Consider the following 23,602-nt stretch of genomic DNA (forward strand, 5'->3'; position numbering starts at 1 on the left):
ATGTTTGATCTGAATCCGTTTCATTTAGAAAACGCCAGTCTGCTGCACTTCCTGATGCTTCAGGGAACGGCATTACTGGCTTATTTTATTTATCGCGAACGCTTCCGACAGAAACTAAGTCAACTGGTTGCCAAGCGGCAGGCGCTGGAAGAAGCCCTGGAGCAGGAACTGATTCTTGAGCCGGAGGTCGAGGAAGTATTCTCAGCGACACCGGGGCGGGATGATCTAAAAGAAATTGCCGGTATCAATCCAAAAGCGGAAGCCATTCTGAATAGCATCGGCGTCTTCCGGTTTACGCAACTGGCCCAAACGCCCGTGACCACTGTTCGACGCGTGCTAGCCGAACATGGCCCGCTGCTGCACACCTACGATCCGGCTACCTGGCCCGGACAGGCGCTACTGGCGGCCGATGGTCGTTGGGATGAGTTGCGTAGCTGGCAGGAACAAATGCGCCGGGGCGAGTCCCGAGACAGTAACCCCCTCTTTTTACCATGAATCCACTAAATCCCTGGGTGGCCCTGATCGAAATGCTGGTGTTACTCGGCCTGGCCTTCGGCCTGGGTCGGGGCATTGCCTGGCTGCAATACCACAGGCAAATACAAGCGCAACAACAGGCTATCCGGAACCAGCAGGCAGCCTTGGACAAGCTAACGAAAGGATACCATGAGTGACGTAACAAGTGCCGACCTGTTTGCCATTACGGTCAATGCAACAGCCTTGGAGCAGGAATTGATCTGGCTGGAGGCCGTCATTTCAGCCCGTTTTCAACTTTATTTTGAACAGGAAGGTCTGTATAGCTCTGTTGAAGAAATTGATGAGCCCGATTTAACGAACAATGAATCGGCATACGCGCAGCTCATTCGCGAACATGGGCTGGATAACTACGAGCGCTTAATGCTGATCATGGCGCTTGCGCCCCATATTCGACCGCAGGTACTCGATTTTTTCTACACCAGCAACAGCACCTACGACCGGGTGTTCACTGAATTCGGTGGCGTTCGCGATAACACGCGGGGCGGCTTTTTACCGACGGTCGAAACCATTTTGTTCCTGGTCGCGGGGGCTGACCTGACTCGCCGTATTCGTCTGCAAACGCATCTGTTTCATGAATCGGCGCTTACGCAGCTGAACATTATTCTGGTTGGGCCATCGGGGCCGAATGAACCGTCAACCTGTGGTTCCCTGACCATATCCGATGAATACCGCGCCTTGCTCACTACCGGCGAAAGCAACCGCCCCGATTTCAGCACCGATTTTCCGGCCAGTCGGGTCACCACGGCCCTGGACTGGGATGATCTGATCCTCGACTTCCAGATTATGGAAGAAGTGAAAGAGATCAAAACCTGGATTGATAACTCGGACGTTATTCTGAAAAACAAGCAGCTGAAGAAATATCTTAAACCGGGGTATCGCGCCCTGTTTTACGGCCCGCCCGGTACGGGCAAAACCCTGACCGCTGGCCTGTTGGGCAAATCGACGGGGCTGGATGTGTACCGGATCGACCTGTCCATGATCGTTTCCAAGTACATCGGTGAAACCGAAAAAAACCTGGGCCGTGTTTTTGATCTGGCCGAACGCCGACGCTGGATTCTGTTCTTCGACGAAGCCGACGCGCTCTTCGGGAAACGGACCGAAACAACATCGTCCAACGATCGACACGCGAACCAGGAAGTAGCCTTCCTGCTCCAGCGCATGGAGAATTTTCCCGGCGTAATCGTGCTGGCTACCAACCTGAAAGACAACATCGACGAAGCCTTCGCCCGGCGCTTCCAGTCTATGATCTATTTTCCGGCACCGAATGCATCGAAGCGGGCCAATTTGTGGCGGCAGGCGTTTAGAGACTCGGTTGAGGTCGACCCGAAAGTAGATTTCGACAAAATAGCCGAACGGTTCGCTATCTCCGGTGCCCTGATTATGAACGTGCTGCGCTCCTGCGTTATGATCTCGGTAAACCGCAAGCGCCCGATTACCCAGGACGACATTTTAGTAAGCCTTAACCGGGAATTTCACAAAGAGGGAAAATCGCTGGAGGAAGTGGAGAAACAGACGCTGCGGAGGTGAGCGTATATTCAGAATTAGTTCACAGACTTCTGAATGTAAACTTATTTACGCACCGCACGCACCCAGGTGCGAAAAAACTTACGTGCTTCTCCCTGGGTTGGGTCAGGAGGTGCACTATTATTCGTTAAGCGCATACTCATCCGGCGTTGCATGGGTGAGACCGCTTCCATTCGCACTGGCTTCAAAACTGTGTCTTTACCTTGAAATCTTGGAATAGAAGCTTCACCGTAATTTTTATACCCACCTATCTCAATTAGCCGATCAATTTCTTCATCCGGCATATGTGGCAATAGTTGTTTAAGACCATGTCGATTATATTGGGAGCTTCCCGGAGCAGTCATTATTTGTAACCAACCTGTGGCATCATTTTTATATTTATCATCCAATTTTGAAAAATATGAGGTAAGGTCTGTGTTTTTGAAATAACTTAGTTTGCTATTAATTGCTTCGTTATACTTTTTGCACTGTTTTTTGATATCTGTATATACAGACCCAATTTGTTCCGAGGTAACCTTACGATGTTCCACAATAGGCGTAGTGTGATGTATGGCTTCATCAACAAAAGCTACTACACCATTCGCCATAATATCCGTTGTTTCAATAATACTCCCATTAGGAGAGCTATCGCCCACTAACTTTAAATCCTTGACAAATTTATTGGGCAGTCTGCTTTTGATACGAGCCTGATTTTCTTCATCACTATACGGATTAATAACAAACTCCGGCCCTGCAATTTCCTGATCATTCAAGTAGTTAAGATTGACAAACAACGTTTGACCTAGCGTATCCTTGTGTAGTTTATTTCCATTACCAGTACCTCTCTTTCTATAATAATGAACCTCAATCAGGACTTTCCATTCATCGTTAATTAGTTCACTCTTTTTAAAATACTCTAACTGGCCTGCTTCATGCATAGTAGTGAGGGTATTTTTAATAATTTTAGCTTTCAACGTTTCATCAATTTCATTATAAAGGTTTAGATTGGAAGCAAGAGCATGAGCATTATCGCCATTCTCACCAGCTTTAGATGCTTCATACTCAGATTTAAGATTTACCAATTGAGTACTTTTGATTAAGTCATTTAGCGTATCAGTTTCCTCAAGCTCCGTTAATTGAATCGCACCGATAAAAAGAAGTGATTTGTCCGAATCTCCTAATATCTTTTCCAAACTGCTGACAATATCCTGCTGCAGTGCTATATCAGGTACCTGAAAAACTTGTGGCTTCGATAATACGCTCAATGCCTCTGCGGCATTCAACGTTTCCAATTGCTCTACTAATGAAATTCCCTCTTCTTTGTCTTCTTTTACAACACCAAATTGGCCAGGCTTCTTCTTCTTTTTCTTACTGTTTTTTTTGGGTTTGCTAACAGAATCCTTTTGTTCTTTTTTTAGATTTTCTTTTTGTAGGTTATTCATACAGAGTGCAGATTTAGGAACGTATCGGCAACATAGTAACAACGATGGCTTCAAATAATCGATTATTAGTCAATCGAATTCCTTTCCAAATGGACACGCATGGAAACACAAGAGACAAAATCCTTCTTGATAAATGAGCGCGCTACCATTGGCAGTCTATCAGCAACGCAAAGAGCATGCTTACAACTAGACGTATAAGTAGATTCATAAAAATGAGTTAGTTTCTGGTACATTAGAATACACCCTGTATAATCTTATCAGAGAAACAGAACCATGCATATTATCCCCATAAGGCCGATAAAGTCAAGCAGTTTCAAACAGGCGGTAGGTGAATTTAATAAAGTGTACAGACTCCCTACTCCCGATAATCTTTTTTCTCAATACGGAAAGTTGAGTACGTACAATTGATTGAGTTAGACGGAGAAATCTACACCCCAATTCTGAAACAGCACCTGAATCGTTCAGCTATATTTGTGGATAACTAAATCACTGGTACCTAATGCCTTTTAGATTGACGTCGTTCCGGGTCACCAAGTTTAGGTCGATTGACGATTCAGGTGAGCTACACGTAGATAAATACCTGTGTCTGGTCGGCACCAATGAATCAGGAAAGACGAACCTGCTGGCCGCCTTACACAAACTGAACCCGGCCGATAACGCCCCTATCGACCCGTTGGCGGATTACCCCCGCAAGCACTACCTGGCCTTCGAAAACAACGCAGCGAAAGAACCGTTTATTCGGGCCACGTTTGCGACCGACGCGAAGATGAGGGATCAGCTGGCATCTATCGTTGGACTGGACTACCCGATGGAACTGCTGGCAACGGTCGAGGTGGCCCGGTATTATACGGGGGCCTACAACGTACATTTTCCGGCTTCGTGTCTGGAGCAGTATCCGAACAAACACATCCATACGCTACTGAGTACCTTTTGGGAAACGTATCTGACGAGTGAGCTGATCACCAGAGATAAGGAAGAAAATACGCAGGATTTACGGGAGTTTATTGACCGGCTGATCGGGCTGTTGCCGGAATCCGGTAGCCTGGGCGAGTACGATGTCTATAACCTTGTCGCTCAGATCGATGAATTCAGTACGGTCAAGTATTCCCGGCGGCAACCGTTTCGAGTTTTCGTCGATGAACAGGTAAAAACACCGCTGGAAAACATTGCCCGGCTGCTGGCCAATAAGCGCCTGGTGCTCTCCGCAGACCAGCAACGGCTGTTTCTCGATCAACTGCCCCGCTTTGTTTACTACTCCGAGTACAACAACCTGGACACTGAGATTTACCTGCCCCACGTTATCCAGAACAGCACTCGTCCGGACCTTAGCATTCGGGAACAGGCCAAAGTGCGGACACTCAACCTGCTATTTGATTTCGTTCAACTCAAACCGGACGAAATTCTGGCACTAGGCGCGGAAGTAAGTCAGACAACGATTCTGACCCGCGATTCATATGGCCGGATCGAGAGTACCGAAATCGAGGCCGCGCCGGAGAACACCGTCGAGCAGGAACGGGCCAACAAAAAGAAGCGGGAAGTTAGCCTGCAAACCGCTTCGGCTCACCTCACGGCGGCCTTTCAGGACTGGTGGCGTCAGGGTGCCTACCGGTTTCGGTTTCAGGCGGATGGGAATCACTTCAGAATTTGGGTATGCGATGAAAAACGAACGGAAGAAATCGAACTGGACGGCCGAAGCAAAGGGCTGCAGTGGTTCTTTAGCTTTTTCCTGACGTTCCGGGCCGGGCAGAAAGGTGGCCACGCCAACTGTATTTTACTCCTCGATGAGCCCGGCCTTTCGCTCCACCCCACTGCCCAGCAGGACCTGTTAGCCTTCCTTCATTCACTTGCCCAGACCAATCAGCTCGTGTATACCACGCATTCGCCCTTTATGATTGGCAGTCAGGCGCTGGACAACCTCAATATACTGCACATCGGGTCGGATGGTCACTCGGTGGTTTCCGATGCCTATTCGGCTTCGACGTCGGATACGAATGCCTCGTTTTACCCGATTCGGGCGGCTCTGAACCTGACCCTGTCAGATCACATACTGACCGGGCATTCACTGGTGCTGGTCGACGGAGCTTCGAGTCAGGTCTATCTGCAACTCATGCAATCCTACCTGCTCAAAATGGGTCATCACCCACCGACCCAAACTCTTTTGTTTATTCCCACGGCTTCACCAGCCGATGTAGAACCGTTAGCGTGTCTGCTGGCGCAACAGGCAGGGGCAATGCCTTACGTGCTGCTCGATGGAACGGCATGTGCGGCTGCGCTGGCGAAAACGCTGCAGGAGACTATCTATAAAGACGTACCCGATCGCGTTATTACGCTGGGGGAATCTCAATGGCTGGAAGATTTGTTCCCGGCTAATGAACTGGCCCGTCAGTTTTCCCGGATGTACCGGGGCCAGAAAACGGATGATTTTGATTACCTGCTGCAACCTGATGCGTCGATTGTGGCGCAGATACAGTCGTTTGCGGAAGCCAACGCCTATGTACTGGCGCACGACTGGCGGTTAACACTGGCCCAACGTACGGCAAAGGCAATGGATACAATCGCTACGCGACTCAAGCCTGAAACGGTTCGGCAGTGGGTTGATTTACTCAGCAAGCTGGCTTGAGTACACATCCGTTCCATTGCCTACGATTGATCCCAGTAAACAAACCCCGTTTGATCGATGTAGACCAGCTTGTTGTTCTTCCGAACCAGCGCCAGTCCATTTCGAAAACGATAGGCATGATCCAACGCAAAGGCAATGACAACGTCGCCAGTCTGGTTGATATACCCCCACTTGTCCCCCGCCTGAACAGCCGCCAAGCCTTCCGAAAAATTATCCGCATCCGTAAACTCGAACGGAATAACGGTCTGTCCCTGCCGGTTGATGTAGCCGAACAGACGCCCCTTCTTCACCAGCACCAGCCCCTCCTTGAAGGGCATAACCACGTTGTACATGATCTCGTCGAACTCGTAGGGAATAGCGAGAGTGCCTTCATCATTAATGAAGCCAACCTTCCGCCCTTTTCTTACCGGCGCCAGTCCCTCGGCAAAACTACCGGCCAGATCGAACTGGTACGGGATAGCAATGGCGCCATTTTTATTAATAAACCCAAACTGACCATCCTTCTCGACAGCCGCCCACCCACCCGAAAAGGCATCGGCAAACGGCAACTCACAGGCTATCTGCAGCGTGCCGTTCGCATTGACAAAGCCGTACTTACCTCCTTGTCGAACCTGGGCCAACCCTTCGTTGAAGTGCCCCGCCGACTCAAACTGTACGGGAATGACAACCCGCCCCTGTTCATCAATAAACCCATAGGCATTGTTCTGTCGGACCAGGGCACGTCCGTCGGCAAAGTGTCCGGCCTCCTCATAGACGCAGGGAATAACCGGCTGGCCTTTTCCATTGATAAACCCGTACTTTCCTACTTGTCGAACCAGCGCCAGACCTCCGCTAAATTCCCGAACCTCATCGAACTGACAGTCAATAACCAGCTGGCCCTGCCGATTGCAAAATCCCCACTTGCTTTGCGTTCGAACGGCCGCCAGCCCCTCCGAAAAGGGTCCAACATGTTCCCACTCACCCGGACCAATCAGTTCGCCCGCCCGGTTGATAAACCCCCACTGTCGGCGCTGAAGATACGGAATCGGCGTGTCCGCCCAATCCGTTGCTACCGGTAGATTTATGGCCGGTTCCGGACCGGGAAGCAGGTCCATAAGCCCTGGAATTGGCTTTGGCGGGCCGTGAATCGCGTGTTCCAGCAAGCTTGCCCGGGCTGATACCTTGGCAGACGATAACCGTCGAAATTGGCTCCACTGATCCGCGTTAAACGGGTCCGTGACGAGATTTAGCGTCAGCAGCAGCGTGTCGGTATCGGTATACAATGCGGGGTTCAGACTCAAGGCGTGAAGTTCCAGAGAGAGGCCCAGCAGACTAAAATCGTCCAGATGGCGGTCGAACTGCGCGGGGGTACGGGCCGGGTGCCGGTACGGTAGCGTACCGATTTCCGTAGCGTCCTGCCCCTCCAGCGCGGGCACGAAGCAGCCGTCGTAATCGATCAGGGCCAGTTGACCGTCGGGCTGGATCAAGATATTGTCCGCCTTCAGGTCACCATGGGCCATTGGCTGGCCGAGGAGCCAGCGCGCCAGTTCATCAAACCGATGAGCCAGCTGATCGAGTGTCTGTGCCTGCTGGTTGCGGCAGCAATCGGCTACATACTGGCTCAGCGTTTGCCCACTCACCCAGGGCATCACCGTCACATCAAAGTCGCGCGCCTGACCGAAGCGCGTATCGACCCAGAGTTCATCCGGATAAACGGTAAACGGAAGCAGGTAGTCCGATGGGTTTTCGTTCACGTAGCTGGCAATCGCGCGGAGTCGCTCCCGACGACCGGCGGCTTCCCGCAGGAAACAGCGCAACGCTACCTGCTGGCCCGTTCGGGTGTCCAGCATTCGAAAGGCCACGGCAAAATTTCCACTGCTGAAATACAACTGCCCAGCTGGCTTCCGGACTGGAATCAGGTAATTAAGCCGTTGTAGGGTTTCGGTTGAGAGTTCAATAGATTGTATATATTCGCTGATTGACGGAAACATGCGCGATCCATATGCCCTGTGTACGGGCACAATGAATAAGGGGAATCGGGTTAAGTTGCTCAAAAAGTCACAGGAAAGCAATTCGTGTCCCTCACTTCTGACATGAACCATCCAGCTTGATAACTAGCTACTGACCATCGACGCCGGTAAAAGCAGTGATTACAAGACTTTTGAGGTAGTTTCGGCACAACTAAAATCAATGAACGCTCATCCCATTCCCTCTTCGCTTGTTATTCATCCCGCCAAGGCTGATCTGTTAGCCCGGATTCAGGCCTTGAGCCCCCGGATTGCCCGGCTGGAAGAGGAAAAGGCAGGCTGTCAATCCCTCATCGACCAGTATTACCGACGGTTTCGGGCTCAGCTTGGCCACCTGCTGATGCAGACGACCGAGTTGCAAATGAAGCTGGCGCTTCGACGGGCCAGCCAGACCGGTCGGCGGAGTGATTCGGAAGAAGCGCAGACCTGGCAGGAGCGATTTGCCCAGACGAACCGGGTAGTTCAGGAGGCTATTGCGCACCAGCCTGCTCAGCTCGATGAAACCGCCGAAAGCGAACTCCGGCGACTGTATCGGCAGGCCGTTATGCTGGCTCACCCCGACCGCCATGCCAGTGATCCCGACCGCATGGTGCAGGCTGCGACCTTCATGGCCCGGCTCAATGATGTATATAAACAGCGGGATCTGGCCGCCGTCCGTCGGCTGGTGCGGGAACTCAACGAGAGTCAGTGGCTCACAGATCAGTCAGAAACAACCTACGAACTGGCTGTACTTCAGCAATGGTACGAGCGACTGGTTGACCGGCAAACAAGACTTCAGTTGGAAATTGACACGTTGAAAGCGGAAGAATCCTATCGACTGGTGACGCATGAAGGCGATTTAATGGCGCATTTTTCGAACTTGCAACAGCGGATGCAGCAGCAGATTGACCATCTCGGGCAGTTGCTTCACGCATCCTAGTCTCCTCCTTTTTATGACCGGTCTTCAACCCTTACCCTCTTACTCGTTATCGCCCGCCGATTTGCAGACCGCGCTACAGGACGCTCTGCAAAAGCCCATCAAGCATCGCCCCTACTCGGCGCAGATCATGCGCCAGACGCCCACGGCGTTTATCTTTCTGATCGATCAGTCGGGCTCAATGGACGAACGGACGACCTACCGGGGCCAGTCGCTGTCCAAAGCCGCGGCCGTGGCGCAGATCATCAACCAAACCCTGCTGGAGCTGGTACTCCGCTGCCAGAAAGGCGATGAGATCCGGCACTATTACGACATTGCCCTCATTGGCTACGGCGGTTTCAGCGACGACAAAGCCAATGTGCTCTGGTCGGGCGGTATGGCCGGAAAAACATTCCTGAGTCCGGCAGAACTGGCTGAAGCGGCCATTCGTGTCGAGGAAATTACTGTACAGCGTACGATCCGGGGGCGGGTCATCACCACCACCGAAAAGCGTCCCATCTGGTTACAGGCCATTCATCGGCACCGAACGCCCATGAAAAGCGCCATCTGCCTGGCCGAATCACTGATAGAACAATGGCTGGTCGCTCAGGCGGGTAAAGACGTTTATCCGCCGACGGTTATTAACATCACTGATGGCGTAGCGACGGATGCCACGACGGATGAACTGCTGGCCTGTTGCAACCGGTTAAAAAATCTCCACACATCGGATGGCCATGTATTGCTGATGAACATTCACGTGTCGGATGAGCAGGGCAAAACGATTCGTTTCCCTTCGAAAGCGGATGAACTGGGCGCTGACCCCTACGCCCGGCTGCTCTACGATATGTCGAGCGATATGCCAGCCTCCTACCATGCCGATATCGCCAGCCTGTTCGGGCTCGACCAGCGAACCGCCTACGTAGGCATGTGCAGCAACGCCGACATGGATGCTCTGGTCAAATTCATGAACATCGGTACGCCCACCCAGCACAACCAGCACTTTACGGCTGCTCTTCAGCCCGACTCATGAGAAACCGTCAGCAGTCGGTCAGCAAAGAAGCACCGGTCTATACCGACAACGAAGACGCCTGGCGATCCGATAGCGAAGCGGGCATATGGGCCGTTGCCGATGGTGCCGGTGGTACGGGTATTTACGCCGGCGAATGGGCCCGGCATCTGGTTCAGCAGGTCCCGCATAAGCCTTTTGAGGGATTGGACAGTCTGGCCTGTTGGCTCGATGCCGAGTGGGTATCGTTCTTCGATGCCTATCGACCTCAAGCCCAGCAGAACTACCTGATCGAGCGTAAGTTCATGGGCGAAGGCTCTTCGGCAACGCTGGTAACGCTGCATCATCAGGCAGCTATCGTACACTGGATGGTATACGGCGATGCGGTAGCGCTTTGTTTTAATCCATCGACGGGCGAATTGCGGGCCGCGAATCCAGACATACGCCAGTTCGAATCCGCCCCTTACCTGCTCAACTGGCTCCATCCGCCCGACTCCGATGGCTTTCGTTCCGGCAGCTGGCCGCACCAGCCCGGCCAGCAGTACGCCTTGCTATCGGACGCCCTAGGCCAGTACCTTCTGATGGCTTATGCCACCCTGCAGGGTGATGTAGAAACAATACGAATAATAGCGCAGCAGCCGACAGCATTGGGTAGTCGGGCTTTAGCGCATCTGCGTCATTGGTCAGGCAAACAGCTCTCCTTCGAAGAATCAGTCTGGCAACCGCTCCAGACGGCACTGGCCTCCCCCGTTCAGTTTCTGGCTCACACGCAGCAACTGCGCACCCGGCAATTGCTGGGACCCGACGATTATACGGCCATTCTTATTGCCGATTGATGGCAAAAAAAATCGGTTTGGAAGTAGATACCTCCAAACCGATTCATGCGCCGAAAAACGGGCTATAACTTGAGAATCTTACGCACCGTCGATCGGTCGCCGACGGTAATGTGCAGCAGGTACGTACCCGCGGGTTCCTTACTCAAGTCCAGTATCGTCTGTCGCTTTTTCGTGGTCAGCTGCTCCGTTGTGCGGCCGCCCGGACCAATCAGCCGAAGCTCGGCAGGCTTGCTCTGTAACGGAATATCGATATCAACGGTTACCTCGCCATCCGCTGGCACCGGGTATACTTTCACCGAATTGGCGAATGGATCTTCCTCCGCCGTCAGAATATTGACCGTGACGGTTACCGTATCCGCCCCTTCTATCTTCCCATTGCCGCACCCGTTAGCGATCGATAACGACTTGTATGTCGTCGTCGTGGCCGGTGTCAGCGTTGCCGAATACACACTCGTTGTCGACACGAAGTACTTATATTCTGTACCGGCCACATAGGTTCCCTGCCACGGCCCGTCGCCACCCAGACTAAACGACAGTATAACACTCTCTCCTTTGTAGATGACCATTTTATTGACGCTGAATGAGGACGTTGCTACAGGTCGTATGGTTAGCACAGCGGGATTGATTGTACCGGCAATCGAGTACGGTGCATTCGACGCTACAACCCGCACGTAATACTGTCCCGGCGCAATCGAACTGGGAACGGTCGTGGTGATGAACGATCCCTGAACCACCCCGTTTGAGATTGGTATGTATTTCCGGCTTAATGAATCCCCGGTCGTACTGGCAATTTCAATCGAGAAGGCATTTCCCGCAACAAACTCACCCGTGGTTGAAAAATTGACGGAGAGCGCCGTACCGGCACAGACCGACAACGCAGACAAGCTGGTGGTCGTAATCGTAGGCACTTTAACCGTAACGGTGGCCGCTCCGCTGGAAGGTCCAATGCCACAGGCATTCGACACAGCCGCTACCGTGTAGGTTGTTGTAGCAGCTGGCGTAACAGAAATCTGCTTGGTCGTTATCGGTGAATTTGCCGATGTTTCAGCAATGCCGACTGTTCCGTCAGACAGGGTGTAGCTGTACGGGCCCGCCCCGGTCAGCGTCAGCGTCAGCAGTGCCGGACTACCCAGATACACCGACGCATTCCCATCCAGTTTGGCAACAGCCTGCGCGTTGACCGTTACTTTTATTTCGGCGGGCCGGCTTTCGCACCCGAGCGAACTGGTCTGGGTGACAAAATAGCTGCTTCCCGACGTTACCGCTGCCGTTGACGGCGTGGGTGTATTGGCGCTGACAACCCCGTTCGGATCAGTCCATTTCAGGTTGGTACCCGTAGCCTGCAGGGGCGTTATCACCGAGTTCTGGCAGTAGGCGGCCACCGGCGTAACGGTTGGCAACGGCGTAACGTTAACCGTGTAGGTGAAGGTAGCCTTTGGACTGGTACAGCCATTAAGCGTCTGGCTCACTTTATACGTATAGGTCTGCGTGAGGTCTACCTTCGTTACGGGCGTTGGGGCCGAGATCTGGTTATCGTTTGCGTCGTACCACTGCAAATTTGTACCGGTAGCCGTCAGCGGCTGCGCCACCACATCCTGACAACCCGTCTGATTCGTAACGACTGGCGCGGCTGGCAATGGATTAACAACTACCTGAACCTGCGCCCGGGCACCTTCGCACGAATTGCTCGTTTGGCTGACATAATAAACGAACGTACCGGGCACCGCCGTCGACTGAAGAACCGAACTACCCAGGCTGGCCGTAGAGGTCGGATCAGAATACCATTTTAGGTTTTGTCCGGCAGCCTGCACCGCAAACGCCGGGCTATTCTGACAAACCGGTGCGATGGAGGCAATGACCGGTGCATCTGGCGTTGGCGTAACGGTAACCAGCACAACATTTCGATTACTCTCACAGCCATTCGCGTCGGTCTGGCTCACGTAGTAGGGCGTTGTTCCGGAGCTGGTCGTTACAGGTGTAGGCGCAACGGGCGAACCAACGCCACCGGCTGCGGCTGTGTACCAGTTTAACGACACACCGCCGTTCAGGGTAGCGGTCAGGGCCGTGGCAACGCTGCCCTGGCAATACGTAGCAGGTACGGTCGACGGAGCCGCAGGCAATGCATTTACCTTAACCGTAACCGCCGACCGGACACTTTCGCAGCCGGTAGCATCGGTCTGGCTTACATAGTACAGCGTCGAGCCGGGGCTGCTGGTTGCGGGTACAGGCGCTACCGCAGAAGGGCTTCCTCCCGTGGGTGTGGTGTACCAGTTCAGGGCATCTCCACCCGTTGGTGTCGCCGTCAGCGGAACGGCAACCGATCCCTGGCAATACGCCACTGAAGCCGTTGCAGATGGGGCGGCCGGAGCCGCTTTGATGGTTGCGGTCAGGCTAACCCGTGCACTTTCGCAACCGTCGAGAATTTGACTAACGTAATACGTAACCACACCGAGACTGCTGACCGGCGGAACGGGCGGTGTGGTTGTCGGTGTTCCACCCGTAACATTCGTATACCAGTTCAGCGAACCGCCGTCCGGTGCGGTGGCCGACAACGCCGTTGCGGTTCCGCCCTGGCAATAAATTGGCGATGCCCCAACGATTGGTACGGATGGGGTAAGTTTTATGATGACCACGATCGGCACCAATGGACTTTCGCAACCATTGACGCTTTGGCTTACGTAGTAGGTAGTGAGGCCCGGCGTAGCGGTTGATGGAACAGGCGCAACGGGCGAAGATATTCCGCCTGTCGGTGTTGTATACCAGTTCAGCGTACCGCCGGGACTGAAGCCCGCGGTCAGGGCGGTGGCAGTAGTACCTTGACAAAACGTGACGCTACTGGCCGAAACCGTAGGCGCTGCTGGTAAGGCCTTGATGGTCACGACAATGCTGGCCTGGGATCCTTCGCAGCCATTCACGCTCTGGCTCACGTAGTAAGTTGTTGTTCCGACCACGTTGGTTGGCGGTATGGGGGCCGTTGGGCTGGCCGTTCCACCTGTCGGAACAGTATACCAATTCAATGTACCGCCACTGATCGGAGTAGCCGACAGTGCAGTAGACACGCTATTCTGGCAGAAGCTTGGCGCACTAGTCGTTACGGTTGGCGCTACAGGCAGGGGTTTGATCGTCACGTCCAGACTAGTCCGCGGGCTTTCGCAACCGTTCACGCTTTGGCTTACATAGTACGTCGTCGTTCCAACCACATTGGTCGGTGGTACGGGAGCCGCCGTACTGGCCGTTCCGCCCGTAGCGGACGTGTACCAGTTCAGAATACCCCCGGGAACAGCCGTTGCGGTCAGCGCCGTTGCAACGGTATTGTAACAGAAGCTGGCAGGTGTTGTACCCGGCGCAGCAGGCGTAGCTGTGATGATTACGGTAATGGTTGTCCGGGCGCTTTCGCATCCATTCAATACCTGACTTACGTAGTAGATGGTGGTACCAGTCGTCGAGGTATTTGGTGTAACGGGAGCCGTAATGGGTGTTCCTCCGGTAGCCACTGTGTACCAGTTCAACACGCCCCCCGAACTGCCCGTGGCCATTAGCGGACTGGCCGTGCTGTTCTGGCACAAATTCAATGTATTCGCCGGATAGGCAACTGTTGGCGCTGGTGGTAGCGCGTTGGTGGTTACACTGATGGTTGATCGGGGACCTTCGCAGCCATTCACGCTCTGGCTAACGAGGTAGGTGGTCGTCCCCACAGCCGTTGTCGAGGGGATTGGTGACACTTGTCCCAACGGACTCACCACGCCCCCCTGGCTGATGTACCAGTTTAGCGTACCGCCAGCAGTAGCCACCAGGGCAGTAGCCACCGCGTTCTGGCAGTAGCTGACCGACGTAGGAGCCACTGCGGGAGCTGTAGGTAAGGGCACAATGGTAACGTTCAGACCAGCCCGTGGACCTTCACAGCCACTCACACGCTGGCTCACGTAGTAGGTAGTTGTACCCGTTGTGGCGGTGGGTGGTGTGGGCGCTAGTGTGGTAGCCGTTCCGCCCGTGGCATTCAGGCCGTACCAGTATAGTGCACCGTTCGTGCTGGCTGTGGCCGTCAAGGAAATCGGTGTTGAGCTCTGACACAAACTCAATGAAGTTACACCGGGAGCATCCGGCGTAGCCACAATCGTTACGGTAATGCTGGCCCGGTCACTTTCACAGCCGTTGGCATTCGTCTGACTAACATAGTATATCGTTGAGCCTGGTGTAGTGGTCGGTGGTGTTGGCGCGGTTGCTAACGAGGTTCCACCTGTCAGGGCCGTATACCACTTCAGGTTTTGCCCCGTTGCAGTCAATGCCTGAGCTGTAGCGTTTTGGCAGTACGTAAATGACGAAACAACCGTGGGTTGAGCCGGTCTTGGATTAATGGTTACGGCGATACTGGCCCGAGGCCCTTCACAGCCATCAACCGTCTGACTGACGTAGTAGTAGGTGGTTGGTGGCAGACTACTGTTCGTCGATGGCGTTGGCGCAGTCGATGATGCGGTACCGCCGGCTTGTGTCGTATACCAGTTTAAACTACCGGTAGCCGTAGCCGATAAGGGTACCGAAACGGCATCCTGGCAATACGTTACAGGGGTCGAACTCACGGTTGGTGCTACGGGAAGTACCTTGATCGTTACCGCTATCGACGCCCGGTCGCTCTCGCACCCTTCCAATGTCTGGCTGACGTAATACTGAACCGGTGCACCAATAACGGCCGTTGATGGCGTCGGTGCCGTTACCGAAGCCGTTCCGCCCGTGGCGTTGGTGCCATACCAATTCGGAGTAGTCCCCGCAGCGAAGGTGGCCGTCAGGGGCGTCACCTGGTTAGAGCAGACACTAAGGGCCGCTGTACCGGGTGGGGCTGGCTTTTGCTTGACACGAACCGAAATGGCCGCCCGGTCGCTTTCGCAATTATTCGCATCGGTCTGCGTAACGTAGTAAACCGTTGTACCCGACGCCGAAGTGGGTGGCGTTGGTGCGGTTGCCGATGGAGTGCCACCCGTTGGGTCCGTGTACCACTTTAAATTCTGGCCGGTAGCGGCTAAGGTAATGGGCGTTGCCGCCTGACAGATCGTAACTGATGATGTAACCGTTGGCGCTACCGGTTTCGGAATAACCACCACGTTTAATGTAGCCTTCGGGCCTTCGCACCCATCTACAATCTGACTAACGAAATACGTAGTCGGCCCGACGTTGGTTGTCGAGGGTGTAACAGGGCTAGGGATTGGACCAGAGGCATTATACCATTTCAACGTTCCCGTGGCGATGGCCGTCAGCGGGGTGGGCACTGAGCTCTGGCAGAGATTCTGGGTGTTAAGCGTTAACGTAGGCGCAACCGGCAACGGTTTTACCGTTACCACAACCGCACTCCGGTCACTCTCGCAACCGTCGGCACTCGTCTGGCTCACATAATACGTGGTTGACCCTACAGCAGCGGTCGACAGCGTTGGAGCCACCGTTGAGCCCGTACCGCCCGTTTGAGCCGTGTACCATTTCAGATTGGTGCCCGAGGTCACCGCCGTAGCCAGGGCAACGGGGGTAGCATTCTGACACAGGGTGATAGTGGTTACCGTTGGCGCGGTCGGCTTGGCATTCACCTTGACGGTGATAGAAGCCCGGCTGCTGCTCTCACAGCCGTTACCATCCGTCTGGCTGACGTAATAGAGTTTGGTATCCGCTATATCTGTCGTCGGGGTAGCCGTTGACGTAGCCGTTCCGCCCGTGGCATTGGTACCATACCAGTTAAGCGAATTGCCTGTGATGGGTGTTGCACTCAGCGGGGTGGCTGTGGCATACTGGCAATAGGTCACCGGCGCAGCACTCACCGTAGGAGGAGCGGGTCTTGATATAGTTGTGACGGTAACGCTGGCCCGGGGGCTCTCGCAGCCGTTGCCATCCGTCTGGCTGACGTAGTACGTAATGGGTGGGCCCGCAACAGCCGTCGATGGAATAACCGGATTGGCCAGTGGATTTCCCCCACTGGCCGCCAAATACCATTTCAGGTTTTGTCCATTCGCGGTTAAAGGGGCTGCCGTTTCATTCTGGCAATAAATCAGCGGATTCTTCGCGGGTGTTGGTACAGGAGCCGCCGGAAGTGGGTTCACCGTGAAGGTTATCGCAGAACGATCACTTTCGCAGCCGCTCCCATTCGTCTGGCTGACATAATACGTGGTCGTGCCAGTAGCCGAGGTCGACAGTGTTGGGGCAACCGTCGAGCCGGTGCCACCCGTAGCACTGGTGTACCATTTGAGTATACCGGTAGCGGTAACGGACTGTGTCAATGGATTAGGTATGCTGTTCAGACAGGCGCTGGCCGGAGTTACCGCTGGAGCTGCCGGTTTAGGGTAGATCGTCACGCTGATAGTAGCGCGTTCGCTTTCACAACCGATGGGATCTTTCTGACTCACATAGTATGTAAATGTACCATCTGCGTTGGTTGGCGGGGTTGGTGCGGTTGACGAAGCGGTTCCACCCGTGGCGTTAGTGCCGTACCAATAAAGTGTATTGTTGGTCAACGCCGTAGCACTTAATATAGTGGCAACCGCAAACTGACAGTAAGCAACAGGGGTGGTGACAATGGGTTTGGGCGGCAGCGCATTGATAGTCACCGTGATTGGAGCCCGTGTACTACTCTCGCAACCATTAACCGTCTGGCTCACGTAGTAGATGTTACTGGACTGGGTCTGTGGCGTCTGCTGCGTCGTACTGGTCCCGCCGGTTGCATTTGTACCATAGAAGTTAAGTGTGCCGCCGGGCGAAGCCGTTGCCTGCAGGGGTAGTGCGGTCGCGTTCTGGCAATAGGTTACCGGACTCTGTACCGTGGGCGGGTTTGGTCGGGCGTAAACCGTATAGGTGATGGATGCCCGGCTACTTTCGCATCCATTGGCGTTCGTCTGACTTACGTAAAACACCTGCGAACCGGTTGAAGTGGTCGCGACCTGGGGAGCCGCAGCCAGACTAGCCGACGTTGGGGAGGTATACCACTTCAGCGTATTGCCTGATAAAGGTGTCACACTGTTGACCAGTGATACCGTTGCGCCCCCCTGACAGGCACTAGCCGGACTGGTAGCGGGCGCTGGGGGAGTCGCATTAACCGTGACCGTAATGGTAGCAGCGGTGCTGGTGCAGCCGTTAACTGTTTGGCTAACCGTATAGAAGGTCGTGCCGGGTGAGTTTGTTGGGGGCGTAGGTGCCGTGCTACCCAGCGAATTATTCGACGGCCCGAACCAGTTCAGGGGACCGCCGGTAACGGGCGTCGCCGACAGGGGGGCTGCTGTCTGATTCTGACAATAGGTAACCGGAGTTGTTACCGCGGGTGAATTGGGGGTAGCTCTGATCGTAACGGTAATAGTAGCCCGATCACTTTCGCAGCCATTGCCATCTGTTTGACTTACATAATACGACGTTGTGGTTACAGTCGATGTTTGTGGCGTTGGGGCAGCTGTTGACCCGGTGCCACCCGTCGCACCCGCATACCACTTCAGGTTATTACCCGAGCTTACCGCTGCAGCCAGCGAGGGAACGCTGGCATTCTGGCAATATGAAAGTGCGGAAGTTACTGTTGGCTTAACCGGCAAGGGATTGATGGTTACGGTAAGAGTAGCCCGGGGCCCTTCGCAGCCGTTCACGCTTTGACTCACGTAGTAGTTGGTGGTTCCAGCCGACGATGCTGGGGGTGTTGGCGCCGTGGCCGATCCGGCTCCACCAGCCGAGGTGGTATACCACTTCAGGTTTTGTCCGGTGGCAGTTAAGGGGGGAACACCCGTTGTTCCCAGACAGTAGGCCAGGTTGGATACTACCGGGGCCGCAGGCAGGGCATTAACCGTGAACGCACCACTGATAGGACTGTCTACCGTCGGTGAGTTGCCGTAGGACCTGGAGACGCGAACGGTATACGACCCCGTGGGCCGACCAGCGGGAATTATTCCAGAAACGGACCCATTCCCGCCATTTGTCGATGCAGTGCCGATTGAAGCACTTGTTCCATCGGGGCTATTCAGGTATAACGTGACATTACCTGAACTAGACAGCGTGCTCGAGTAAGCAACCGTGATGATTGACCCCGCGCAGACTGGATTAGGAGAAACAGACGTGATCGCAACCTGTTGTGCCCATGCCATCTTACAGCACAGCAGTGATACAACCAGGGTACATAAAACTATACGTAAGGATAAAAGCATAAAGTATTGGGTTGGACGATTTCTTGCGTGGCGCCGTACGCTACAGGCTGTTTCTTGGGTATTCCTGCATAATTATCCCTATAGAGATAAAAAATCAATCAGTTTCGAACAGTCGGTAGGGAAATTTGGTTGGGTCGCCAGCGACCGAATCAGTTCAGGCAGATGATACACAAAAACCTGATCAACGGGCGATAAACTCACGTTGAGAATCTGTCCGTAAGTCTGGGAAACATGCTAGCACGAGACCTTCGTTTACCTCGCTCATGCACGTTTATGCTGCAAGCAAAACAGTCATTCTGCCGGCAACGCAAACGCCTTTACCGTTCAGTCCGAGATCTGCGTGATCGTGTTAATGCGGACGATGAGCGTCGGCGAAGATTCCACAGATGGGTTCGATTTCAACCCGGCATCCTTATCGGCGCAGGCACGATCAATTCACTATAAGTAGTAAATCTGAACTTATGTAAAACTCCGTATATACATATAAAAAAATAAGAAAAACATAACCTATCACTTTTAATTCTTGTTATACATACAAGAGCAAAGTGTAACTCAACCAGCCTACACAACAAGGTGAAAAATCACAGACAGTTACTAAGCAGCCGTATAGAAAGTTTGAGTGAGTTAATACACCGCATGTCAAGCGGTATAACAGTTAGTCAATCACAGGAGATGGCCACTCGCTATGCAGACAAAATTACAGAATGCCAAAAACGCCTTAATGAACTAAAATCTTACTCGACAAGCCTGCCCGATTAAGCGAAGAGGATTGGAAAAAGTAAAAGCACGGAGAAAATGTTGGGGAATTGAGAAGAACTGAGCATCGTGACATCCTTGTGTCGACCAAAATGCAAAGACCTCGCTAAACAGTTCTCAAAACTGACGGTACAGGCCGCCCTGCGACTCCCAGTGGGTCGCAATGCCGCCTTTCTTCGACCTTGAGCGCAAGCGAAAACACGATTTACGCCAAATAATGAACATTATTTTATAGCTTCCACGAATCGGAACTCAATGGCGGAATTTACCCGAAGAGTGGCCGAACTGGCGGATGGCCCTGTTGCTATTTCGCGAATTGCCAATATACCTTGGCGCGTGGGCGAACGGCTAGAAAAAGTGCATGGTAACCAGTCGTACGTAGGTAATTCATTAATAATTGCTGCCATCATCTGCTTAAAGCAGCGTAAACATCCTTCGCAGAAAAGAGCAATAATTGAGAAGTCAAATTTTCGCAGCAAACTCCTTAATGCGTCGAACGTAGCCATCAGCAAACTCCCTTTCTTTCCACACAGTTGTGGCTTGCAAATGATCTCCCTCGTAGATCAATAGGCTACGATTCGGCCGTTGTGCCACAACCGCCCGACTGGTGGCTAGCGGGGTTATTTCCTCTTTAGTTCCGGCTAGAAGGAGCACTGGACAGGTCAGCTTATGAGTTGCCCCTCGCATCCGGCCAATATTCGCTTTTGCTCCATTAACGCCCTACTCAAAAAGCAACCGCGGTATCATTACTGCCTCCTCTCTGGCAGTCGTTATTTTTGGCACTGAATGCTTGTACAAGATTAGGGAATGGTTGTCACAAGCAGGTGCATATTTCACCCAAATAGGTGCACATTTTGCCCATTTAGGGTAGATACATTACCTGCATATAGGCATAATTCAACGACGCAATTGATTTATTGTATTCAGTGTTGATTCAAAAGCGGTTTAGGTGGAGAGAGGTCAATCGGTAATGTTTACGATGTTCATTCGTGGAAAATCGGAGTAATAGTCCTAACCTGCTCCAATGCTTCGGCAGCCGTGGTAAGGGAGTGGGTAAGTTGACCGTAGTGGCCTTTGTCAACTGACAGGCTAGTTCACCTATCGGCTTCATTCATTGCCTTACCAAACGCCCAGTTTTTGAACTAGACCATGAGCCTTGTTTTATACATGAGCGTTTCGAGTTCTGGCGTTTTTATTGAGGACAACCTTTCTCTGCGTCAGAACTCCCAGGCCGCTCAAAAGAAGGCACCAAAAAAGGCTAGTAAATCCGTGCTATTGGATTGCTCGTCAGCTTTTCGACTGACAGACCTGTTTACTTTAGCCACTTTTGCAACGATTTGAACCGATTCCAGTCCCGGATAGCGCCATCCTGATCATCTATATCATATTTGGCCAGAGCCCGAATCTGGTAAGCCAGATGACAGGCAGGGTGGAACTGCAGGATTTCATTGCATTCAAGTATAGTGAGCTCATACTGTTTATTCAGGCGTAATTCAGCAGCATGCTTTAAGCGCATAGCTACTTCTTTCGCCATGGCGGGGGCCAGTTCTGTTGGCCGGTGTTCTTCTTGTTGAAATAGCTTTTTCAGGAAATTCATCATGGGTAAGGTATTCAATAGCGGATGGTGCCGTCAGTGCACCCGTAGTGAATGATTAGGTTCTGGGCTGACAGACCAGCAACCAGCAGCACTAGATTGACGAACCCTGCCTTCGAGCGGGTAAAAAAAGCCTGAGGAAAGCGTGGACAAATTGTTCGTCATCGGGAAGATGTTTCTTCATCATTGTTGAGTTAGCAGATAGCCATCCCCGCAGGAAAACCAGCAGGCAGTCGACCCCGGATTACCTCCACAAACTGGACGATAAAAAAAGGCGTCTGGGCTTCTCCAATGCTTATGCAAGTTTAGACCATGGCTCTCCGCCTTATGTGCAGATTTCACCCAAATAGGTACACATTTGGTGCAGCAGATCCAAAAAGAAGAAAAAAGCAGGATAACATGCCCCGAAAGTGGCCCTTTCTGGCGGCTGAACTCATGGCTACGAGCGGTTGAACCTGATTGGCTATTGAGCCAGTATAATCCAGAGATACAGTCGACTGCTACCCTTCTAGTATACGTATCACAAGAAGATACTACTTATATTTGCATCCCATTCCTAAAATCAGGCTTAAAGAGAACATCCGTTGAAACAAATAGTTGGTCTGATTTTAGCCCTCTTAGCTGGTTGCTGCTCGTTGGCGGGGGCACAACGTTTTGCGGCCACCGTCCAGCGGTATGGGCCCGAAGACGGCCTGGCCCACCGCGAAGTGAACGCTATTCTCCAGGACCGCCGGGATTTTATGTGGTTCGGTACGAAGCAGGGACTTAGTCGCTTCGACGGGGCAACGTTCACCACCTACACCCGGGAGAAAAACGGGCTCGACTTTGATGACATTCACTCGATGGCGCAGGATGCCGATGGGCTGCTGTGGCTCATGGGACCGTCGGGGCAATCAAACATTACGCTGCTTGATCCGATAACGGGCGTGGCCACCTCCTTCGAGAAACGCTTCCACCGATCCCGACCTACGCACTTTTTCGGGGTAAAGCAGTCGCTGCGGAGTGGCAACGATGGAACCATTGTGTTTGTCGATTACCAGCCGGCCAAGCTCAATGTGTACCATCCCAAAACGGGGTTACGGACGGTGTCGTTACCCCAGTACAAGAACCTGACGCTAGAGGCTGTTACGGCTCGAAACACGATTTGGGTCGCTAACAGCCACAGCCAGTTGGTCGAATTAACGATGGATGGGCGCGCGTTGCGCATTTATAATCATCCATTCGCCGTCTTCGCCTGTCTGAGTCAATCGAATGCCAGTGCAGAACTCATTTATCGACACACAACAACGAATGGGCCATTGGGGGCCATAGACAAGCTGTATAAAATTGACGGGGCGGGTCATCGCCAGACCCTGTCCCCGGCCCTGATCGAATCGGCGAAAATGCAATACCCACTCGCCTACGCGTTTAATCAGCATGGACTACTCTGGAATGGCTGCCAACTGCGCGACTCCACCGGCCGGGTCCTCCTCGATATCACCAGCCAGCTGCCCAGCGGTCTCATTGAAGACCGAAGTTTTTTTCGGGATCGCACGGGGAGTATGTGGCTGGGAACCAGCTTTGGCCTATACCAGATCCGAGTGGGCAGAGACTACTTTCAGCGCTTGTTCTACGAACCCGGCGAGGGGAAAAAACCCGCCGTTCGGGGCATTACCGCCGTGGGAAAAACGCTCTACACGAATCTGGAAAATGTGGGTTTGTTCAGCAGTACGTTTTCGGGCGGATCGGCCCGCCAGTTGCTGGTGGGCCAGGACGTTTTCAATAGTATGAGCGCTCCACTGGGCGGGAAGCTGTATCTGGCCCAGATTACTACGCTGATAGCCTACGACTACCGGACCACAAAAACGACCATAATGCCGACCCCTGCTCCGGGAATGATGGTCTGGAGTACTCATCCGTATTCGACGAAACCCTATCGGCTGCTGGCCGGTGGCGATCCTGGTCTGTTGCTGGTCGACCCAATCGCTAATCAGGTGCTTCCCTTCCGAAGCTATAACCAATTCCCCGAATTAGCCAAGGCGCACATCCTGCATATCGGCACCGATCGGCAGGGAACGATCTGGCTCTGCGCGACAACGGGGCTGTACACCGTCGACCCCAAAAAGGGCGTTACAGGCCGCTACTGGCGGAATGGCCGGGGGCTTTCAGGCTACCAGCTGACAGCTACCAGCATTTTTACCAGGACCCGCAGGGGGTATTCTGGCTGGCAACGGCTAATACGGGGCTGATACGCTGGGATCGCGCCCGGAATAGCTAC

13 protein-coding genes are annotated in these 23,602 nt (G+C 53.2%); 9 read left to right on the plus strand and 4 right to left on the minus strand.

From position 1 onward, the window contains the following. The 3 genes from ACYU87_RS09785 to ACYU87_RS09795 are packed head-to-tail and all read left to right on the plus strand — an operon-like array spanning position 1 to position 2,061. A complete protein-coding gene (locus ACYU87_RS09785; protein WP_461133883.1) occupies positions 1 to 495 on the plus strand; it encodes a hypothetical protein in 495 nt (164 codons plus the stop codon). Next, entirely contained in the window at positions 492 to 671 is a 180-nt protein-coding gene (locus ACYU87_RS09790; RefSeq protein WP_461133884.1) for a hypothetical protein, read from the plus strand. The genes ACYU87_RS09785 and ACYU87_RS09790 overlap by 4 nt, the downstream gene beginning before the upstream one ends. Further along, entirely contained in the window at positions 664 to 2,061 is a 1,398-nt protein-coding gene (locus tag ACYU87_RS09795) for an ATP-binding protein (protein ID WP_461133885.1), read from the plus strand. The genes ACYU87_RS09790 and ACYU87_RS09795 overlap by 8 nt, the downstream gene beginning before the upstream one ends. Positions 2,062 to 2,102: 41 nt before the next feature. Here the strand turns inward: ACYU87_RS09795 and ACYU87_RS09800 are convergent, their stop codons facing one another. After that, the gene (locus tag ACYU87_RS09800) at positions 2,103 to 3,479 is read right to left on the minus strand and encodes a hypothetical protein (protein ID WP_461133886.1); all 1,377 of its coding nucleotides are present in this window, start codon (positions 3,477 to 3,479) and stop codon (positions 2,103 to 2,105) included. A 499-nt stretch (positions 3,480 to 3,978) separates the two neighbouring features. Here ACYU87_RS09800 and ACYU87_RS09805 point away from each other — a divergent pair, with 499 nt between their 5' ends. After that, positions 3,979 to 6,099, plus strand: a complete 2,121-nt coding sequence (locus tag ACYU87_RS09805) for an AAA family ATPase (RefSeq protein ID WP_461133887.1) — start codon at positions 3,979 to 3,981, stop codon at positions 6,097 to 6,099. 20 nt (positions 6,100 to 6,119) lie between these two features. Here ACYU87_RS09805 and ACYU87_RS09810 read toward each other — a convergent pair whose 3' ends face one another. After that, the gene (locus tag ACYU87_RS09810) at positions 6,120 to 8,132 is read right to left on the minus strand and encodes a WG repeat-containing protein (protein WP_461133888.1); all 2,013 of its coding nucleotides are present in this window, start codon (positions 8,130 to 8,132) and stop codon (positions 6,120 to 6,122) included. Positions 8,133 to 8,268: 136 nt separating this feature from the next. Between ACYU87_RS09810 and ACYU87_RS09815 the strand changes: the two genes are divergently transcribed. From ACYU87_RS09815 to ACYU87_RS09825, 3 genes are read left to right on the plus strand one after another with little or no spacing between them, the layout of a single operon-like run. Continuing rightward, positions 8,269 to 9,024: a hypothetical protein gene (locus ACYU87_RS09815; protein WP_461133889.1), complete on the plus strand. Its 756-nt coding sequence runs from the start codon at positions 8,269 to 8,271 to the stop codon at positions 9,022 to 9,024. Between the two features lie 13 nt (positions 9,025 to 9,037). Beyond that, positions 9,038 to 10,030, plus strand: a complete 993-nt coding sequence (locus tag ACYU87_RS09820; RefSeq protein ID WP_461133890.1) for a vWA domain-containing protein — start codon at positions 9,038 to 9,040, stop codon at positions 10,028 to 10,030. Further along, on the plus strand, positions 10,027 to 10,842 hold the full coding sequence (locus tag ACYU87_RS09825) for a hypothetical protein (protein WP_461133891.1): 816 nt from the start codon (positions 10,027 to 10,029) through the stop codon (positions 10,840 to 10,842). The genes ACYU87_RS09820 and ACYU87_RS09825 overlap by 4 nt, the downstream gene beginning before the upstream one ends. Positions 10,843 to 10,904: 62 nt before the next feature. Here the strand turns inward: ACYU87_RS09825 and ACYU87_RS09830 are convergent, their stop codons facing one another. Beyond that, a complete protein-coding gene (locus ACYU87_RS09830) occupies positions 10,905 to 18,935 on the minus strand; it encodes an Ig-like domain-containing protein (protein ID WP_461133892.1) in 8,031 nt (2,676 codons plus the stop codon). A 1,071-nt stretch (positions 18,936 to 20,006) separates the two neighbouring features. On the opposite strand from ACYU87_RS09830, the gene ACYU87_RS09835 reads away from it, so the two are divergent. Beyond that, on the plus strand, positions 20,007 to 20,321 hold the full coding sequence (locus ACYU87_RS09835; protein ID WP_461133893.1) for a hypothetical protein: 315 nt from the start codon (positions 20,007 to 20,009) through the stop codon (positions 20,319 to 20,321). 742 nt (positions 20,322 to 21,063) lie between these two features. Here the strand turns inward: ACYU87_RS09835 and ACYU87_RS09840 are convergent. Then, on the minus strand, positions 21,064 to 21,351 hold the full coding sequence (locus ACYU87_RS09840) for a hypothetical protein (RefSeq protein WP_461133894.1): 288 nt from the start codon (positions 21,349 to 21,351) through the stop codon (positions 21,064 to 21,066). Between the two features lie 578 nt (positions 21,352 to 21,929). On the opposite strand from ACYU87_RS09840, the gene ACYU87_RS09845 reads away from it, so the two are divergent. Continuing rightward, positions 21,930 to 23,573, plus strand: a complete 1,644-nt coding sequence (locus tag ACYU87_RS09845) for a ligand-binding sensor domain-containing protein (protein ID WP_461133895.1) — start codon at positions 21,930 to 21,932, stop codon at positions 23,571 to 23,573. Positions 23,574 to 23,602: the final 29 nt, after the last annotated feature.

The organism is Spirosoma lituiforme (assembly GCF_054776635.1).

Bases quoted from the DNA above. Each gene is read 5' to 3' on its own strand.
- ACYU87_RS09830 (WP_461133892.1), bottom strand. From the start codon at position 18,935: ATGGCATGGGCACAACAGGTTGCGATCACGTCTGTTTCTCCTAATCCA.
- ACYU87_RS09785 (WP_461133883.1), top strand. From the start codon at position 1: ATGTTTGATCTGAATCCGTTTCATTTAGAAAACGCCAGTCTGCTGCAC.
- ACYU87_RS09800 (WP_461133886.1), bottom strand. From the start codon at position 3,479: ATGAATAACCTACAAAAAGAAAATCTAAAAAAAGAACAAAAGGATTCT.
- ACYU87_RS09820 (WP_461133890.1), top strand. From the start codon at position 9,038: ATGACCGGTCTTCAACCCTTACCCTCTTACTCGTTATCGCCCGCCGAT.
- ACYU87_RS09795 (WP_461133885.1), top strand. From the start codon at position 664: ATGAGTGACGTAACAAGTGCCGACCTGTTTGCCATTACGGTCAATGCA.
- ACYU87_RS09815 (WP_461133889.1), top strand. From the start codon at position 8,269: ATGAACGCTCATCCCATTCCCTCTTCGCTTGTTATTCATCCCGCCAAG.
- ACYU87_RS09790 (WP_461133884.1), top strand. From the start codon at position 492: ATGAATCCACTAAATCCCTGGGTGGCCCTGATCGAAATGCTGGTGTTA.
- ACYU87_RS09835 (WP_461133893.1), top strand. From the start codon at position 20,007: ATGGCGGAATTTACCCGAAGAGTGGCCGAACTGGCGGATGGCCCTGTT.
- ACYU87_RS09805 (WP_461133887.1), top strand. From the start codon at position 3,979: ATGCCTTTTAGATTGACGTCGTTCCGGGTCACCAAGTTTAGGTCGATT.
- ACYU87_RS09825 (WP_461133891.1), top strand. From the start codon at position 10,027: ATGAGAAACCGTCAGCAGTCGGTCAGCAAAGAAGCACCGGTCTATACC.
- ACYU87_RS09840 (WP_461133894.1), bottom strand. From the start codon at position 21,351: ATGATGAATTTCCTGAAAAAGCTATTTCAACAAGAAGAACACCGGCCA.